This is a genomic window from Cohnella sp. GbtcB17 (genome assembly GCF_019091135.1).
Taxonomy (GTDB): domain Bacteria; phylum Bacillota; class Bacilli; order Paenibacillales; family Paenibacillaceae; genus Cohnella.
The window spans coordinates 1-16,731 of sequence record NZ_JAGXJW010000044.1 but is presented as its reverse complement, the minus strand read 5'-3'; the positions used below and the strand labels follow the sequence as shown (position 1 = coordinate 16,731).

The following is a 16,731-nucleotide window of genomic DNA, read 5'->3' as shown; positions in this document are numbered from 1 at the left end:
CCGGGAGGGAGCACCAATCGAACTGACGCCAAGACAGCTTGCCATCGTCGAGCGCGTGCGGAGCCATGCGCCGATCACGGGCGATCAGATCGCCGAATCGCTTGGCATCAGCCGTCCGACGATCCGGTCGGACTTGTCCGTGCTGGTCATGCTCGGGCTGATCGACGCCAAGCCGAAGGTCGGTTATTTTCCGGGGCGTCAGCTGTCGCCCGACGGACGGGCCAGGGACCGGCTGGTCGCGCTGAAGGTGAAGGATATGATGAGCAGGCCGGTCGTCATTGCAGAGACGGCCAGCGTGAACGATGCGGTCATCTCGCTGTTCGTGGAAAATACCGGCATATTGTCGGTGACGGACGGCGACGGTCATCTCGCAGGGCTCGTCACCATCAAAGATCTGCTCAAGGTGACGCTGGGCAATCCGAATGCGGCCTCAATCCCGGTGAGCATGGTCATGACCCGCTTCCCCAGAATCGTCACGGTGACGCCCGAGGACACGCTTTGGGACGCCGCGAAGAAGCTGCTGCACCACCAGATCGGCGGGATGCCGGTCGTGCGGCCGGCCGGGGACGACGGCGCCGGCCGACGGGCGCCCCTCGAAGTAGTGGGCAGAGTGTCCAAGACGACGATGACGCAGGCGCTGGTCGATCTGACGGAGATTACATAAGAAGGCTAGGATGGAGGAGACGAGATGTCTGACCATGCGGAGCATACGATATTCGTGTGCTCGGATGCACTCGGGGATACGGCCGAAGCGGTCGCGCGGGCGACGCTTCGCCAGTTCGCGACGGACAAGGCGGTCATTCGGCGCTTCGGACATATCAAGACCGAGGACGAAGTGAAGGCTATATTGAAGGAAGCGGTCGGCGGGCGCGTGCTCATCGCCTATACGCTCGTACAGCCCGAGCTCCGCGATACGATGCGCGAAGAGGCGCTCAGGCTCGGCGTTCGCGCCGTCGACGTCATGGGGCCGATGATGCAGGCGTTCATTGACACGTTTAACGACGCGCCGAAGTATCAGCCCGGCTTGCTGCACGAGATGGACGAATCTTATTTTCGCAAGATCGAAGCGATCGAATTTGCCGTCAAATACGACGACGGCAAGGACCCGCGCGGTCTGCTCAAGGCGCAGGTCGTCCTCGTCGGCGTATCCCGGACGTCCAAGACGCCGCTCAGCATTTATTTGGCGCACAAAGGCATCCGTACGGCCAACTACCCGCTCACGATCGAGGTCAAGCCGCCGGAAGAGCTGTTCATGAGAGGGAAGGACCGCCTGCTGATCGGGCTGACGATGGATCCCGAACGGCTCACGCGCATCCGTTCGGAGCGGCTCAAGGCGCTCGGCCTGCCCAGTCAGGCGCACTACGCGTCGCCGGATCGGATTCGGCAGGAGATCGAGTTCGCAAGCAAGATCATGGACCGGCTCCAGTGTCCGGTCATCGACGTGACGGAGCGGGCGATCGAGGAGACGGCCGGACTTATATTGGAGATGCTGTGAAACCTTCGACCAAATGCGCTAATTAAGCTTGATAATCATTATCAGCCCTGTTATAATTCAAAAAGAAAAGAAGGAACCGGCGAAGTTCCTTCTCCTCAAACGAATTTATTGGCTTACTTTACTTCGAAAGTACCGCAGTCCGTCTCTTCGGACTTGGAAGGCTCCTTGCGACTGTGCATCGTGACGAAGATGCTTTCCGCTTTGCAGTGATTTTCTTCCGCCCAGTAGCGGCAGAAATTGACTTCGCAGCGAACGTCCTTTGCCATGTTGTTCACCTCGCTCTCGCGGGCCGAGCATCGAATAACGAGGTCGTCAAGTTGGCGCTTGACGCAGCCTCTGCCTCTTCCCGGACGGGGAGGGGTTATTTGAATTTCGGCGTTATTTATTCTTTTATATACTACCAGATATGCTTGTCTGAATCAATGTATGCCATATTTATGGAAGGACTGCGCAAGGTTGACAACGTTCATTCAACATGATATCTTTAATTTAAGATAAATGACATTGAGATAAATCGAATCGGAGTGATCGAGAATGTCGAACCCTAACGGCTCGGATCAAAATATATCGCTGAAGCTGTTCGTCGTGCTGTCGAAGGCGTATCGAAGTCTGATGGATCGGGCGGTGCGGGACATGCGCGAGCAAGGGCTCAGCCCGTCCGAGTTCGGCATTATGGAGGTGCTGTACGCCAAAGGAAGGACGCCGATTCAGCAGATCGCGGGCAAGATGCTGCTGACGAGCGGGACGATGACGTACAACATCGACAAGCTGGAGGACAAAGAGCTGATACGGAGGGTGCTCAGCCGGGAAGATCGCCGGGTCGTGTTCGCGGAGCTGACGGAAAAAGGGACGGCGCTGTTCGACGACATTTTTCCCAAGCACGCGAGCAAAATACAGGGCATGATGGACGTGCTGACCGGCGAAGAACAGCAGGAAGCGATTCGGCTGCTGAAGCTGCTCGGCAAGGGCGGAGCGGACTAGCCTCGGCGGATTGCATTGCAAGTCATGCGGGGATGTGGGTATTAAAAAAAATTCAAAGGGGTTGATTGCGATGTCGCTCAAGCTCAAAGGCATTCATCACGTATCGGCGATCACGGGCACGGCTGCCGGCAACGTCGACTTTTATACGAAGACGCTCGGAATGCGGCTGGTCAAAAAGACGGTGAATCAGGACGATACGTCGGTTTATCACCTGTTTTACGGGGATGAGCGGGGCAATCCGGGCACGGAGCTGACGTTTTTCGAATTTCCGACCGCGTGGCGGAGCCGACCGGGCACGAGCAGCATCTCTTCCGTGTCGCTGCGCGTGCCGAGCGACGAGGCGCTGACATACTGGCAGCATCGCTTCGTGCAGCACGACGTCGAGCATGATGAGATCATCGAGCGCGGCGGACGGCTTACACTGGCCTTCCGCGACCCCGAGGGACAGCGTCTCATTCTGGTGTCCGACGAGCGCGATACCGGCGTCGCCGGCGGGGTGGCATGGGGCAAAAGCGAGGTGCCCACCGAATTCGGCATCGTCGGTCTCGGTCCGGTCCAGCTCACGGTCCTCCGCGCGGCGCCTACCGAGCGGGTATTGACGGAGCTGATGGGTTATAGACAGAAGGGACAGTATGCTTCGGACATCGCAGGCCAGCCCGACATCGTCGTTTTCGAGACCGGGGAGGGCGGCAGCGGCTCGGAAGTCCATTTGGAGGAGCGCAACGATCTGAAGCAGGAACGCCAGGGCATCGGCGCCGTGCATCACGTAGCCTTCCGCGTGGAAGACGAAGCCGAGCTGCGCGCCTGGATCGGGAAGATCTCGTCTGCGGGTCTCGTCAACTCGGGCTTCGTCGACCGCTTCTATTTCAAATCGCTTTACTTCCGGGAACCGAACGGCATCTTGTTCGAGCTGGCGACGGACGGTCCGGGCTTCGACACCGACGAGCCGCTGGACCGGCTCGGCGAGCGGCTCGCGCTGCCGCCGTTCCTCGAACCGCACCGCGAACGCATCAAGGCCGGCTTGAAGCCGATCTGAGGCACCGACCCGCATGATTAAAAGGAGGAGAATTCCATGTCTATGATCCATATTTTCGAACCGGGCAAGAGCCCGAACGCGCCTACGCTGCTGCTGCTCCACGGCACCGGCGGCTCGGAGCGCGACCTGATGGGCGTCGGCCGCATGCTGAGCCCCGAAGCCGCGCTGCTTGGCGTCAGAGGCAACGTATCCGAGCGCGGCATGGCCCGCTTTTTCCGGCGCATCGCCGAAGGCGTATTCGACGAGGCGGACCTGATCGCGAGGACGGCCGAGCTGAACGCCTTCGTCGACGAGAGCGCGGACAAATACGCCTTCGACAGGCATAATGTCGTGGCCGTCGGTTATTCGAACGGCGCCAATATCGCGGCCAGCCTGCTCTATCATCACCAGGATGCGCTCAAAGGGGCCGTGCTGTTCCATCCGATGGTGCCGCGCCGCGGCATCGCGCTGCCCGATCTGACGGGCGTGCCGGTGTTCATCGGGGCGGGACGCAACGATCCGCTCTGCACGATGGCCGAGAGCGAAGAGCTCGCGGCGGCGCTTGGCGCTGCCGGCGCGGCGGTCGAGACGCATTGGGAGAACGGCGGGCATCAGCTGTCGCGGACCGAGGTCGAAGCGGCTGCGGCATGGCTTCGCGGCGTGTGACGAGCAGCGGCCGGGCGGCCGTTTAAGACCGGAAGCGGCGATCATCGGCTTGACCGGTCGGACTGGCGGGGAAGTCCGTGAAAAGGAAGAAGCGCGCAATTTAAGCGCGCGGTTGGGGGCAAAGGATGAAAGTCAAACGAATCGTGGCGAACGTGGCGGCGCCCGATCTGGCGGCGGCCAAGCGGTTCTACGGGGAAGCGCTCGGCCTCGACGTCCTGATGGATCACGGCTGGATCGCCACGTACGGGTCGGATGCCGACATGCAGGCGCAGATCAGCGTCGCGACGGAGGGCGGCTCCGGCACACCCGTGCCGGACTTGTCCATCGAAGTCGACGATATCGACGATGCTCTCGCGCGCATGCAGGAAGCTGGATTTCCCATCGAATACGGACCAGCAGACGAGCCTTGGGGCGTACGGCGCTTCTACGTGTGGGACCCGTTCGGCAGACTCGTGAACATTTTAGCGCATCTGTGACTTCGGCTGCCGTGGAAGCGGCTGCGATCATTGAAGCACGGAATGTAAAAAAGTTACTCTACAACCTCAAGGTACGGAATAAATGGTGCTGTAGGGGTAAAAAGTTACTTTACGGGCACGTGGTAAGGTTTAAAGGATGTTGGGAGGGTAAAAAGTTACTTTACAGATTCGCCAATCGGTATAAGTGGTGCTAGAAGGGAAAAGAGTTACTCTACAATCTCACGGAACCGAATAAATGGTGCTGTAGGGGTAAAAAGTTACTTTATAGGTACGTGGTACGGTTTAACGGTTGCTGGAAGGGCAAAAGTTACTCTACAGGTTCGCGTAGCGCCTCGCCCATCGCATGCGAGCGTCAATAGCGGCACGCAGTGCCGCTAAGCGCCTCCGCCCTAGCACGCCAGTACCAATAGCGGCACTGATTGCCGCTAAGCGCCTCACCCATCGCACGCGAGCGCCAATAGCGGCACTGCATGCCGCTAAGCGCCTCGCCCATCGCACGCGAACACCAATAGCGGCACTGCATGCCGCTAAGCGCCTCGCCCATCGCACGCGAGCACCAATAGCGGCACTGCGTGCCGCTAAGCGCCTCGCCGGCAGCATGCGAGCACCAATAGCGGCACTGCATGCCGCTAAGCGTCACCGCCGGCAGCGTGCGAGCACCAATCGGCGGTGCGCGCTAATGCCAAAAAGGGACGAAGCAGAGCCTTCTGCTTCGTCCCTTTTGGCATTTCAGGCCTTCAGGATTACCGGCGGCGAGTTGCGCCTGCCGAACGGGCTGCGCCGCGGAAGCCGCCTTCGAAGTCGTCGGAGTATACGTCCTTCGTCGTGCATACGGTGACGTGATGGTAGACGGGCACGCAGTGGTGGCGCCGGACGACCTCGACCGTCTGCACGACTTCGACGTGCTGGGGATGGTAGTAGTCCTCGTATACCGTTTGCGGCGGATCGTATACGGTCTTGCTAACGCATTTCGGGCAATCCGACATATCTGCCAACTCCTTCGCTTGGGATGTCGTACAGTATACGGGTCGGACGCCCTGTTGGACTGTTCATCCGCCTAGCGGGCGATTTATTCCTCGAATTCGATGCCTTCCTCGGACATTCGCGCGATACGGGCCAGCGATTCGACGCGGAAGCCGGCGTCGAGGAGCAGCTGTCTTCCCGGCTGGAATGCCTTCTCGATGACGATGCCGATGCCCGCTACGGAAGCGCCGGCTTTGAGCACGATGCCTGCCATCGCCTGCGCGGCTTGTCCATTCGCGAGGAAGTCGTCGACGATCAGCACGACGTCAGAGGGCGAGAGGAACTGCTTGGAGACGGAAACCTCGCTCTCCTCCTGCTTCGTGAAGGAGTAGGATCGCTCGGTCCACAGGTCGTCCTGGAGCGTGAGCGATTTGCGCTTCTTGGCGAAGACGAGCGGCACGCGCAGGCCCAGAGCGGTCATAAGCGCCGGCGCGATGCCGCACGATTCGAGCGTGAGCACCTTGGTGACGCCGGCGTCCTTGAACAAAGAGACGAATGTCTCGCCGATGTCGGCCATCAGCACCGGATCGACCTGGTGATTCAGGAAGGCGTCGACCTTGAGCACGTCTGGCCCGAGGACGCGGCCTTCCCGGCGGATTTTTGCTTTTAGCTTTTCGATGACTGGCAGCCCCTTTTTTACGGATCATTGTCCATTATAAAGGATGCGGCCCGACTTTTCTTATTCTTCCGCGCATAATGGCTGTAATTTCCACGCAAAATGAGACAGCCGAGCGAACGTTTGGAACGAAGAAGGGCAGGGATGCGGAATGAAAAAAGGATGGCGATGGAAAAAGCTTCTGCTGAAAAGGAACGGCATTCGGCTGGCGGCGGTGGGTGCGGCTGCGCTGTTCGCCTTGAATGCGTGGCCCGCGCCGTCGGCGGCGAACGCGGGCGTCCCGGCCGAGCAGGTCGCGCTCAAGGAACATACGGTTGCGGTCGTCATCGACGACTTCGGCAACCGGATGAAGGGAACGGCCGAAATGCTGCGGCTGCTGATTCCGATCACCGCTGCGGTCATGCCGTTCCTGCCGACCTCGCAGGCGGACGCGGAGGCGGCGTACGCCGCGGGAAAAGAGGTGATCGTGCATTTGCCGATGGAGCCGGTCAAGGGCAAGCCGAGCTGGCTGGGGCCGCGGGCGATCTTGACCGGCTTGTCCGATGAGGAGATTCGCCTTCGCACCGAGGCCGCGATCGCGGACGTGCCGCATGCGGTCGGCATGAACAACCATATGGGCTCGCGCGCGACGGCGGACGAACGTGTCATGCGCATCGTGCTGCAGGTTTGCAAGGAGCACGGATTGTTCTTTCTCGACAGTCGAACGTCGTACAAATCCGTCGTGCCAAAGCTGGCGCGCGAGATGGGCGTGCCTCTGCTGCAGAACGATTTGTTTCTCGACGACGTTTACACGGACAGGCATGTCGGCGGACAAGTATTGCTGCTTAAGGCGCGCGTGCAAAAGCAAGACCGCACGGTCGTCATCGGCCATGTGGGGCCGCCGGGGTTGATCACGTCCGGCCAGCTTGCGGCGGCGATTCCCGGCTTGCGCCGGGCGTCGGTCAGATTCGTCAAGCTGAGCGAGCTTCTCCCGCCGTCCGCGCCTTATTCGTTGCCGGGGGCGGAGCTTCCAGGCTCGGCGTCAGCCGAACTTGCGCCGGGATCCAAGCTGCGGGAAGACAGCCCTACGAGCCGATAGGCTGCGATGCCGTCGGCGATCGCGGTGGCGATAGCGGTCTGGCCGGCCGAATTCGTGAGCATGTTCAGGTCGCCAGGGTTGCTGATGAAGCCGGTCTCCACGATGACGCTCGGGGGACCGGCTTTTTTGAGCACGTAAAACTGGTCGCCCGCGAGCGGCGGAACGTTCGTATGCTGCTGCTTGTTCAGTCGTTCCTGAATGAACGAGGCGAGCAGCGCGCTTCCCGCATCGAGCCGGTGGAGGACGACCGGCCCGCGAACCGACTTGCGCTTGGACCAGTTGACGTGAACGCTGATGAACACGCCGGCGCCGATGTCGCGGGCAAGCCCTTTGCGCTGCGACAGGTCGCGCTGATGGCGGGAGGATCGAAGCCAGCGGTTGTCGTCGCTCAGCGCATAATCGCCCGTGCGGTTCAACACGGCATGCATGCCCCGGCTTCTCAGGATGAGATAAAGCTTGCGGGAGATGGCCAGGTTGATGTCCTTCTCCAGAATGTTCCCGACATGGGTGCCGCCGTCGATGCCGCCGTGTCCCGCGTCGATCAGTACGTCGGCGACGGGCAGCGTATGCCTGGCGGCGGGACTGCCTGCGAACGGCAGCGCAAGGCCCGCGTCCGCAGCCTCGGCATCTGCGGAGGGAAGCGGGAGCGGGCCATGAGCTGCCATAAGGCATACTAATGCTGCGCAAATGCGGCGTGTAAAATAGGATGACATTCGATCGTCGTCTCCTTCCGGCCCGGGGCGAAGATTATGCCGTTAGCGTGGCTCGGAAGGGGCGATCTCATTCATCGGAGCGGAGTGGGTGAAGTCTCACGCTTCGGCTTCAAGCTTGGCTCTGCCGTCAGGGCTCAGCCAGGTGCGCTTCCAGACGCCCTGCACGATCGACAGCGAGACGAGCGCGGCGAGCGCGATGCAGGCCATCGTTATAAAACCGGGCGTATAGGAGCCGGTCTTGCCGTACAGGCTGCCCAGCAGCAGCGGCAGCAGGTAGCCGCCGAAGCCGCCGGCCGCGCCGACGATGCCGGTCAACAGCCCGATGTCGGCGCCGGAGCGCTGCGGGGTCAGTTGGAACACGGCGCCGTTGCCCGTACCCAGACTCATCATCGCGAGGAACAGGAGCGGGATGACGACGGCCAGCGGCGGCAGCGAGGAGATCGTGAGGAACAGCAGACCCGCGGCGGCATACAGAACGATCAGCATGCGGATGCCGCCGATTTTGTCGGACAAGTATCCGCCTACCGGGCGGAAAAAGCTGCCCGCGATGACGCAGACCGTCGTGAAGTCGGCCGCACGGACCGCGGACAGGCCGTATTGGGCGTTAAAGAAAATGGTCAGGTAGTTGGTCAGGCCGACGAAGCCGCCGAACGTCACGCCGTACATCAGACAGAACAGCCACGTATCGCGTTTTTTTAGCACGGTCGCGTATTGGGACAGCTTTTTCGGCGCGGGCTGCGTCGGGCTTTCTTTGGCGAATACGGTGAAAATGATGAACACGAGCCCGATCGGGATGAGCGCAAGCCCGAATACGGTCTCCCAGCCGCCGAAGTGCGTGGCCAGCCGGTTGGCGAACAGCGTCGAAAATACCGTACCGCTGTTGCCCGCTCCCGCGATGCCCATTGCGAGGCCTTGATATTGAGGCGGATACCAGCGGCTTGCGAGCGGCAGTGCGGCGGCGAAGGAGGCGCCCGCGAAGCCGAGCAGCAACGCTACGATATAGAGATGGTTAAGCGAATCAACGAATTGCCATCCCCATACGAGCGGCACCATCGTCGCGAGCAGGCCGAACTGCCCCGTGCGCTTGGGACCGATATAGTCCGTCATAAATCCGAATACGAGCCGGAGCAAGGAACCGCCGAGGACGGGCAGCGCCACCAGGTTCGCCTTTTGAATCGGCGTCATCGGATAGTCGTTCATCATGATGACCGCGAGCGGTCCGATCAATACCCATACCATGAAGCTCATGTCGAAATACAAAAACGCGCTGAATAAGGAAGGTTTGTGCCCGCTCTTCCAAAATCCTTTGTCTCTTACGATTTCCATTCGAATCCGCCTCCCATGATATACAAGGTCACATATGGCTTGGGTGTCGTCACGCGCCATGGCGGAGGTCGGAAAATCAAAAAGACGCACCTTGACCATGGCGAAAGTGACACCCCAGTGCGCGGTACGTCGTTGTACCGGGCGATCGGATGCTTTCGGTCACGTCATTGTGAGCCAATTTGGATTATACAGGGGCTGCAAAAGACATGTCAAGATATATAACATAATAATAAAAATGGCCGTTATCCTTACACCATTTAGAGAATATATATAATATTAAGTAATGATTATTGACATGAAAACGATCAGCACCTATGCTTATTGGAGAATCCGAGGCACAACGACGTGCCCGAAAACGGCGACGCAGCCCGCCCCTGATGGAGGGGACGGGTTTTTTGCGCACTTTTTCGGGAATGTGCCGCGGCGCAGGAAGGAGAGTATCCATGACCAAGCCCAAGCTCGTACTGGTCGGCAACGGCATGGCCGGCATTCGATGCCTCGAAGAGATTCTCGCGTTGGCGCCGTATGCCTTCGACGTCACCGTCATCGGCAAGGAGCCGACGCCGAACTACAATCGCATTCTGCTCTCCAAGGTGCTGCAAGGGGGGACGTCGCTTCAGGACATCATTCTGAACGATTGGGCCTGGTATGCGGAGCGGGGCATCCGGCTGCTCACGGGACAATCGGTCGTACGCGTACGCGCAAGCGAACGAAGCGTGGAGACCGATTCGGGGCAGCGCTACGAATACGACAAGCTCATTCTTGCGACCGGCTCGTCCGCCTTCGTGCCGCCGCTTCCCGGCGCCGGCAAGCCCGGCGTGCTGGCATTTCGGACGATCGACGATTGCCGGCAGATCATGGAGGCCGCCGCCAAATACCGCAAGGCTGCGGTTATAGGCGGGGGGCTGCTCGGTCTGGAGGCGGCCAGGGGGCTGCTCAATTTGGGCATGGAGGTTGAAGTCGTCCACAACTCGCCCTTTCTGATGAACCGCCAGCTCGACCGCATGTCGGCCGAATTGCTTCGTGCCGCACTGGAACAACAAGGCATGCGATTCAGGTTGGGCAAGACGACGACGCGGATTTTCGGACGCAAGCGTGCGGAAGGTCTGCTGTTCGCCGACGGCACGAAGCTTGAAGCCGATCTCATCGTCCTGTCGGTCGGCATCAGTCCGAACGTCGCATTCGCGAAGGCGAGCGGCATCGAGACGAATCGGGCGATGATCGTGAACGATTATATGGAAACGAACGTGCCGGACGTCTACGCGGTCGGCGAATGTGCGGAGCACAGAGGCATCGCGTATGGGCTCGTGGCGCCGCTCTACGAGCAGGGCAAGGTGCTGGCGCGTGTCGTCTGCGGCCTTGAGACCGAGCCTTATGTCGGGAGCATGCCCTATGCGCAGTTAAAAGTATCGGGCATTAACGTGTTCTCGGCCGGCGTCGTGCGCGATGGAGAAGCAAACACGGTGCTGCAGGCTTACGATGGCTTGCGGGGGACGTACAAACGGGTCACCGCGGAAAACGGGCGTATCGCGGGCGTCGTCCTGTATGGGGATACGGACGAAGGGCAGACACTCCTCGGCCATTTGAAGCGGCGCTCGAAGGTCGAGGCGCTGGCGCGAACGCCGGCGAGCGGGGCGCAAGCCGGCGGCACAAGCGACGCGGCTGCCGCGGCGATGGCGGACGCGGATACGGTGTGCGGCTGCAACGGCGTATGCAAAGGCGCGATCGTCCGCTCGGTGACGGAGGACGGCTCGGATACCCTTGCGCTCGTCCGGGAGCGGACGAAGGCGTCGAGCTCCTGCGGGGGCTGCAGCGGCATGGTCGAGGCGATCCTGCGCGCGGCGCTGGCCGGCGCCGCCTCGGCCGCGCCGCCCGACCCTGCGGTATGCGACTGCACGCCGCTTGGGCATCGCGCGCTTCGACGCGCGCTCGCGGAGAAGGGCTTGCACGCGCCTGCGGAGGCGATGGCCGCATTGGAATGGCGGACGGCTGACGGCTGCGTCGTCTGCAGGCGCGCGCTGCGATATTATACCGGCTCGTACGGCGCAGCCGTGGATGAAGGCCGACTGATCGTTCATGTCGGGACGGTGACGCTTGATCGCAGCGAGTCCATGGCGGGGTTGTCCGCGGGCATGGGCGAATCGCTGCGCCGCAGGCTCGCGGATGCCGCGCTGCCAAGCCGGGTGCACGTTGCCGTCGCGGGCTCGGCCGCCGAACCGGTCGGCCTGCTCGTCCGAGATGTCGGTCTCAACCGGGCGCCGGCAGGCTGGGAGTTGTACGCGGGGGGCCATGCGGAGCGGCCGGTCAAGCAAGCGCAGCTCATCGCCGTGGAGCCGTCGGCGGATACGGCGCTCGAGATGGCCGAAGCGCTGCTCAGGTGGTACCGGGCGGAGGCGGACTACGGCGAGCCGGTCTGGCGATGGTTGGAGCGGATCGGACTGACCGCCGCGCGCGAGCGGCTGCTCGACGCCGAAGCCCGCGAAGCGCTGCTGGCGGAAAGCATCGCGGTTGGCGCGAATTGACCCGCGTTTGAAGCAAGTAAGCAAGAAGGAGAGCGGCCGGCGAAAGCGCCGGCCTCGCATAAGGAGGATTAGCCCATGCAGGCCGCGCAGACAAACCAGGCAAGCCAAGCAAAACAATCAAGCCAGGCAAATCAGGCAAGCTTCGATACGCAGTGCCCGTTCTGCAGCGTTCAGTGCAAGATGCGAGTCATCGAGGAGCGGCATACGGACCGGCGGCCGACGTACAAGATCGAAGGGCTACCCAACGCCGCGTCCGAAGGACGGCTATGCGTCAAAGGCATCAATGCGTATCAGCACGCGCTGAGCCGTGAACGGCTGCTGATGCCGCTGCTCAAGACAGACGGCGCCTTCAGAGAGATTTCCTGGGAGGAGGCGCTGAACATCGTGGCGGATCGCTTTTCCGCCATCCAGGCGGAGCGTGGCGCGGACGCCGTCGGCCTCTACGGCGGCGGCTCGCTCACCAACGAGTCCGCGTATGTGCTCGGCAAGTTCGCGCGCGTGGCGCTCGGGACGAGGTACATCGATTACAACGGCCGATTTTGCATGTCGGCAGCGGCGTCGGCAGGCGTCAAAACGTTCGGTCTCGACCGGGGGCTGACCAATCCGCTGTCCGAAGTGACGCAGACCGAGTGCATCGTGTTGGCCGGTACGAACATCGCGGAATGCCAGCCGACGCTGATGCCGTACTTTACGAAGGCCAAAGAGAACGGCGCCCGCATCATCGTCATCGACCCCAGGAAGACGAAGACGGCCGAGATGGCCGACATTCATCTGAAAGTGAAGCCCGGCACGGACCTGGCGCTCGCGAACGGCCTGCTCAAAGTCATCGTCGAAGAAAAGCTGACGAATGCACCGTTCATCGCCTCGCGTACGAGCGGCTTCGAGGACGTCTTGTCCTACGTCTCGTCGCTCGACCTGGCCGATATCGCGTCGCTGACCGGCGTCGACGAGGAAGACATCAGGCAGGCGGCCCGCGCTTTCGGGAAGGCGGCCACCGGCATGATCTTCACCGCGCGCGGCGTCGAGCAGCATCGCGACGGCCACATGGCCGTGCGGGCGTTCCTGAACCTGATCCTCGCTACCGGCAAGATCGGCAAGCCCGGCTGCGGATACGGCGCCGTCACCGGACAAGGTAACGGTCAGGGAGGCAGGGAGCACGGGCAAAAGGCGGATCAGCTCCCCGGCTATCGGCTCATCGAAAACCCGGAAGACCGCGCCTACGTCGCGAGCGTATGGGGCGTCGACCCGGCCGATCTGCCGGGCAAGGGCGTCTCCGCCTACGAAATGATGGAGTTCGTCCACAAACGGGACATCCGCGCGCTGCTCGTCATGTCCTCCAATCCCGTCGTTTCGAACCCGAACGCGGACTTCGTGGCAGAAGGCTTGCGTCGCCTCGATTTTCTCGTCGTGGCGGATCTGTTCCTCTCGGAGACGGCGCTCATGGCCGATCTCGTTCTGCCCGCGACCGCGTTTATGGAAAATGAAGGCACGCTCACGAATCTCGAGGGCCGCGTGCTGCTGCGGGGCGGCGACCGTCCGGCGCCCGGGGAAGCCCGCCACGATTGGCGCATTCTTTCCGACCTTGCGGCACGGCTGGGCAAAGACGCGTACTTCCCTTACTCGACGGCGGAGCAGATCTTCGAGGAGCTCCGACTTGCGAGCAAGGGCGGCGCCGCGGACTATTACGGCATCACTTACGAGCGTATCAGGAAAGAGGGCGGCGTCTACTGGCCTTGCTCCGATCCGGAGGGACCGGGCACGGCGCGGCTGTTCGAGCGGAAATTCGCGCATCCGGACGGCAAAGCCGCATTCGCGAAGGCAGTACATGACGTGCCGGGGGAAACGGAGGACGAAGCGTACCCGCTCGTTATGACCAACGGCCGGATGCTGTCCCACTATTTAACCGGGGTCCAGACGCGGCGCAGCCCGACGCTGCTCGCCAGGGAGCTCGAGAACGTCATAGAGATCCATCCGCGCACGGCCGAGCGCTACCGCATCGGAGACGGCGAGCTCGTGCGGGTCGCGTCGCGAAGAGGCAGCATGATCGTGCGCAGCCGGCTGACGGCCGACATCCGGGAGGACACCGTGTTCGTCCCGATGCACTGGGGCGGCGTGCAAAACGTCAACAACGCCACCAACCCGCTGCTCGATCCCTTTTGCAAAATGCCGGACTTTAAAACGTCCGCTGTGCGAATCCGGGCGCTGAACGCGTCCGATCTGGCCGCTTTGAACGAGGCGGAGGGATAAAAGCGTACGCAGACGGGCAAACTGACCTCATCAAGCATCGCGAGGGAGGTAAGCCCGATGAGCGATACGACGGATTATTTGAAGTACGTGGCTGAACGGTCGGTCGCCTATATGAACCTGCCTGCGGACGAACGCCGCGAGCGGCGCAAAAAAAAGCGCGAGCCCTGGGCGATCCGCTGGTTCGGCCAGCTGCTGCCGCTCGGCATTCGTATCTGGTGGGCCGGACGCAAAAAAGAAGAAGAGCCTGCGGCTCGGGTCTGACGACCACGGGCGCCGCGGGCTCTTTTTTGCATAACCGGTCGAATTAGCAATAAAAAAGGCCGTTGCCAGTCTTCGCGAGCGCGTCGAGCGGAATAAAGCGCCAGCCGTTCATGTCGAGCGCAAGATCGAGGCGGCCGCTTTGCCAGCGCTGGTAGCCGACGACGGACTGCGCGTACAGCATCTTGTCGCCGAGCGGCTGGGCGACATATACCAGGCGATCGTTCGCCTTGATGCGGGCGATCAACCGATCCGGCTGGGGGGCGAACGGCTTGTCGCCCAGCAGCCATGACAGCCGCTCGTAAGGATCGAACGTGTCGGCGGCGTTGTCCGGCAGGCGAAGTTCGCCGGGCTTGCCTGGAAGCGAGTCCTCGGGCATATATGGTTCGCTTGCCGCGGCCGCCATCCACTGCGCTTCGTCGTTGACAGGCAGCAGCTCGGCCGATTTTGCGTCCAGCCAGAGCGTCTCCTTCGCGAGCTTCACCTCCCAGGCCGCGGCGAACGGGTGAATATAATGCTTGATCGTGCGAAAAGCGTTCGAGCCCGCGCTCGGGATGTAGCCGCCTGCCGCCAGCGCCATGCGAAGCGTCGCCGTATCGAACAGCGGCTTGGGACCGAGGCCGTATTCGCCCAGCCTGCAGGAGCCGTCTTCAGCGGCGTAAACGACGGCATAACCGAGCGGGGCGCCCTTCGGGCCGACGACGGTCGCGAGCCAGCCGTGGGTGCCGGGACCGAGCGCCTCGACGCGAGGCGAGCCCGTCTTCCATAGTGCAAAGCCAGGCTGCGCGGACAGCTGCGCCACGATGGCGGCGGCGCATCGAGCCGGATCGGCGGAATCCGGCATTGGCGCGGCGGCGGAGCGGGCTGCTTGCATGGCGCTTAAGGCGGAGAGCAGAAGGACGAGCAGCAGCGTTCGGCCGGCGGCAAACCGGTTGGCTTTTTGCATCGTAATCACCTTTGGTCGTTGGATTGTTCGGGCTTGTCCGTACATTGTACCGAAGCCGCGCCGCCGATGGTGCCGGATGCTGTCCGGCGGCTCGTCTTGCAAGGCTTCTATTTTTGTCGCAACGGGGCTAAAGAGCGCTAATGAATGCCCGGCAGATGGAAGAGCCCGCAGTTCATGACGGATAACGTCACTCTCGGCCGGTACTGCCAGTCGATCTCGGACTCACGTTGGGCGAGCCGCTGCGACAGCGTCTCCTTTTCTTCGTCGGTCGTCGCCCGTCCGATCATCGGATCGTAGTAGGAGCGAATGCGCCGCAGCTCGTCCTGACGCCGGTCCTCGGCCTCGGCCGCCCAGACGAAGTCGCCCGACCTCAGCTTGCGCTCGAGCGCCTGCTCGAGCTGGTTCATCGCCTTCTTGAGCGACAGCCCGTTCGGCAGCAGATGTACGTTGGAGGGAAGCTTCGGCGTCAGCTTCCGACCGCGCAGCCCGTCCAGAAACCGCTCGTCAATGTAGCCGGTGGCCAGAGAGATGCCCCAGCCGTACATTTCCTCACGCTTCATGTCGCATTCGTAGTCCACCTTGAAGTTGACGCCGAGCCATGCCGTGTACGGGTTCGAGCCGAGCCGGTCCGCCCGCCCGCGCGGCGGCTCCTCGAACATGGCGACGCAGCGCCCGCCGTCCCTTACCGCGCCGAAGATCTGAGCGAGCCGCCCCGATCCGAAGTACAGGTCCTCGCGCAGCACGCGCACGGGGGCGATGTTGAAGCCCAGGGGAGAAAGTCCCGGAGCGGCGTCCGGCGTCCCTTGCTGCTCGGCGGCGGTCGGCGCCTCTTCAAGGTCCGCGGCATCGTCGTCGTCGCGCCCGAACTGCCAGGAGAACGTTAGTGTCTCCGGAGGCGTGCCGGTGCGTTCCACGAAGCCCCAATAGTAGGGGCGGTTCGTCAATCGCTTGTCCGCCTCCGGAGACAGCCTGACCGTGACGCCGCCTTTCGTTTTTTCGATGATGTCGCAGCCCGTCGCTTCGAGATAGGACATGACGAATTTTTCGACCTGTCTGGCCTTCATGCGCTATACCTCCTTTTCCACCTGCGCCTTGGTCCGAAGCAGCGAGTCGCCGAGGCCGTCGATGCGGCTGCGCAGCTCGCCTTCGTCCTTCGCGTCCAGCAGCATTTTGGCGAGCCGCTTCTCGAGCGATTCTTCGCGCTCCATGCGCTCCACGATTTCGTCGAGCTCGCCGATGACCGATTCGAACATATTGATTTTCTCGTGCAGCAGGTGAACGATATGCTCTTCGATCGTTCCGTACGTGCAAAGGTTGTAAATCTTCACGTCCTCGGTCTGCCCGAGACGGTGCACCCGGCCGATCCGCT

General features: G+C 61.9%; 18 protein-coding genes and 1 pseudogene. 10 read left to right on the top strand and 9 right to left on the bottom strand.

Annotated features, from left to right (window positions below):
- Positions 1 to 16 precede the first annotated feature (16 nt).
- Complete coding sequence (locus KVT38_RS22510) at positions 17 to 664, top strand: helix-turn-helix transcriptional regulator (RefSeq protein ID WP_217596029.1); 648 nt, start codon at positions 17 to 19, stop codon at positions 662 to 664.
- Between the two features lie 24 nt (positions 665 to 688).
- Complete coding sequence (locus tag KVT38_RS22505) at positions 689 to 1,495, top strand: pyruvate, water dikinase regulatory protein (protein WP_217595990.1); 807 nt, start codon at positions 689 to 691, stop codon at positions 1,493 to 1,495.
- Positions 1,496 to 1,608: 113 nt separating this feature from the next.
- On the opposite strand, the gene KVT38_RS22500 is transcribed toward KVT38_RS22505, so the two are convergent.
- A complete protein-coding gene (locus tag KVT38_RS22500) occupies positions 1,609 to 1,761 on the bottom strand; it encodes a DUF1540 domain-containing protein (RefSeq protein WP_217595989.1) in 153 nt (50 codons plus the stop codon).
- 268 nt (positions 1,762 to 2,029) lie between these two features.
- Here KVT38_RS22500 and KVT38_RS22495 point away from each other — a divergent pair, with 268 nt between their 5' ends.
- The 4 genes from KVT38_RS22495 (at position 2,030) to KVT38_RS22480 (ending at position 4,633) form a co-directional block, all read left to right on the top strand.
- On the top strand, positions 2,030 to 2,476 hold the full coding sequence (locus KVT38_RS22495) for a MarR family winged helix-turn-helix transcriptional regulator (protein ID WP_217595988.1): 447 nt from the start codon (positions 2,030 to 2,032) through the stop codon (positions 2,474 to 2,476).
- Positions 2,477 to 2,546: 70 nt separating this feature from the next.
- Positions 2,547 to 3,512: a ring-cleaving dioxygenase gene (locus KVT38_RS22490; protein ID WP_217595987.1), complete on the top strand. Its 966-nt coding sequence runs from the start codon at positions 2,547 to 2,549 to the stop codon at positions 3,510 to 3,512.
- Positions 3,513 to 3,554: 42 nt separating this feature from the next.
- A complete protein-coding gene (locus tag KVT38_RS22485; protein WP_217596028.1) occupies positions 3,555 to 4,157 on the top strand; it encodes an alpha/beta hydrolase in 603 nt (200 codons plus the stop codon).
- 125 nt (positions 4,158 to 4,282) lie between these two features.
- Positions 4,283 to 4,633, top strand: coding sequence for a VOC family protein (locus tag KVT38_RS22480; protein WP_217595986.1), 351 nt, complete (start codon positions 4,283 to 4,285; stop codon positions 4,631 to 4,633).
- Between the two features lie 352 nt (positions 4,634 to 4,985).
- Here the strand turns inward: KVT38_RS22480 and KVT38_RS22475 are convergent, their stop codons facing one another.
- The 3 genes from KVT38_RS22475 to KVT38_RS22465 form a co-directional block, all read right to left on the bottom strand.
- Positions 4,986 to 5,258: a hypothetical protein gene (locus KVT38_RS22475; RefSeq protein WP_217595985.1), complete on the bottom strand. Its 273-nt coding sequence runs from the start codon at positions 5,256 to 5,258 to the stop codon at positions 4,986 to 4,988.
- Positions 5,259 to 5,376: 118 nt separating this feature from the next.
- Positions 5,377 to 5,619, bottom strand: coding sequence for a hypothetical protein (locus tag KVT38_RS22470; RefSeq protein WP_217595984.1), 243 nt, complete (start codon positions 5,617 to 5,619; stop codon positions 5,377 to 5,379).
- Positions 5,620 to 5,702: 83 nt separating this feature from the next.
- Entirely contained in the window at positions 5,703 to 6,275 is a 573-nt protein-coding gene (locus KVT38_RS22465) for a xanthine phosphoribosyltransferase (RefSeq protein ID WP_217596027.1), read from the bottom strand.
- A 148-nt stretch (positions 6,276 to 6,423) separates the two neighbouring features.
- Between KVT38_RS22465 and KVT38_RS22460 the strand changes: the two genes are divergently transcribed.
- The gene (locus KVT38_RS22460; protein WP_217595983.1) at positions 6,424 to 7,350 is read left to right on the top strand and encodes a divergent polysaccharide deacetylase family protein; all 927 of its coding nucleotides are present in this window, start codon (positions 6,424 to 6,426) and stop codon (positions 7,348 to 7,350) included.
- Here KVT38_RS22460 and KVT38_RS22455 read toward each other — a convergent pair.
- Positions 7,257 to 8,015 (bottom strand): N-acetylmuramoyl-L-alanine amidase family protein, encoded by a 759-nt coding sequence (locus KVT38_RS22455; protein ID WP_254639455.1) that lies wholly within the window; start codon positions 8,013 to 8,015, stop codon positions 7,257 to 7,259. The genes KVT38_RS22460 and KVT38_RS22455 overlap by 94 nt on opposite strands.
- A 144-nt stretch (positions 8,016 to 8,159) precedes the next feature.
- Positions 8,160 to 9,389 carry a nitrate/nitrite transporter gene (locus KVT38_RS22450; protein ID WP_217595981.1) on the bottom strand — a complete coding sequence of 410 codons (1,230 nt, stop codon included), beginning with the start codon at positions 9,387 to 9,389 and terminating at the stop codon, positions 8,160 to 8,162.
- A 443-nt stretch (positions 9,390 to 9,832) separates the two neighbouring features.
- Here KVT38_RS22450 and KVT38_RS22445 point away from each other — a divergent pair, with 443 nt between their 5' ends.
- From KVT38_RS22445 to KVT38_RS22435, 3 genes are all read left to right on the top strand, one after another.
- Positions 9,833 to 11,911, top strand: a complete 2,079-nt coding sequence (locus KVT38_RS22445; RefSeq protein ID WP_217595980.1) for an FAD-dependent oxidoreductase — start codon at positions 9,833 to 9,835, stop codon at positions 11,909 to 11,911.
- Between the two features lie 75 nt (positions 11,912 to 11,986).
- Complete coding sequence (nasC, locus tag KVT38_RS22440; protein WP_217595979.1) at positions 11,987 to 14,158, top strand: assimilatory nitrate reductase catalytic subunit NasC; 2,172 nt, start codon at positions 11,987 to 11,989, stop codon at positions 14,156 to 14,158.
- A gap of 57 nt (positions 14,159 to 14,215) precedes the next feature.
- Complete coding sequence (locus KVT38_RS22435) at positions 14,216 to 14,419, top strand: YqzE family protein (RefSeq protein ID WP_217595978.1); 204 nt, start codon at positions 14,216 to 14,218, stop codon at positions 14,417 to 14,419.
- A 43-nt stretch (positions 14,420 to 14,462) separates the two neighbouring features.
- Here the strand turns inward: KVT38_RS22435 and KVT38_RS22430 are convergent, their stop codons facing one another.
- From KVT38_RS22430 to KVT38_RS22420, 3 genes and pseudogenes are all read right to left on the bottom strand, one after another.
- Positions 14,463 to 15,362 carry a hypothetical protein gene (locus KVT38_RS22430; protein WP_217595977.1) on the bottom strand — a complete coding sequence of 300 codons (900 nt, stop codon included), beginning with the start codon at positions 15,360 to 15,362 and terminating at the stop codon, positions 14,463 to 14,465.
- A gap of 137 nt (positions 15,363 to 15,499) precedes the next feature.
- Positions 15,500 to 16,426 (bottom strand): YqhG family protein, encoded by a 927-nt coding sequence (locus KVT38_RS22425; RefSeq protein WP_217595976.1) that lies wholly within the window; start codon positions 16,424 to 16,426, stop codon positions 15,500 to 15,502.
- A 3-nt stretch (positions 16,427 to 16,429) separates the two neighbouring features.
- Positions 16,430 to 16,731: pseudogene (locus KVT38_RS22420) on the bottom strand (ATP-dependent helicase); the annotation flags it as partial.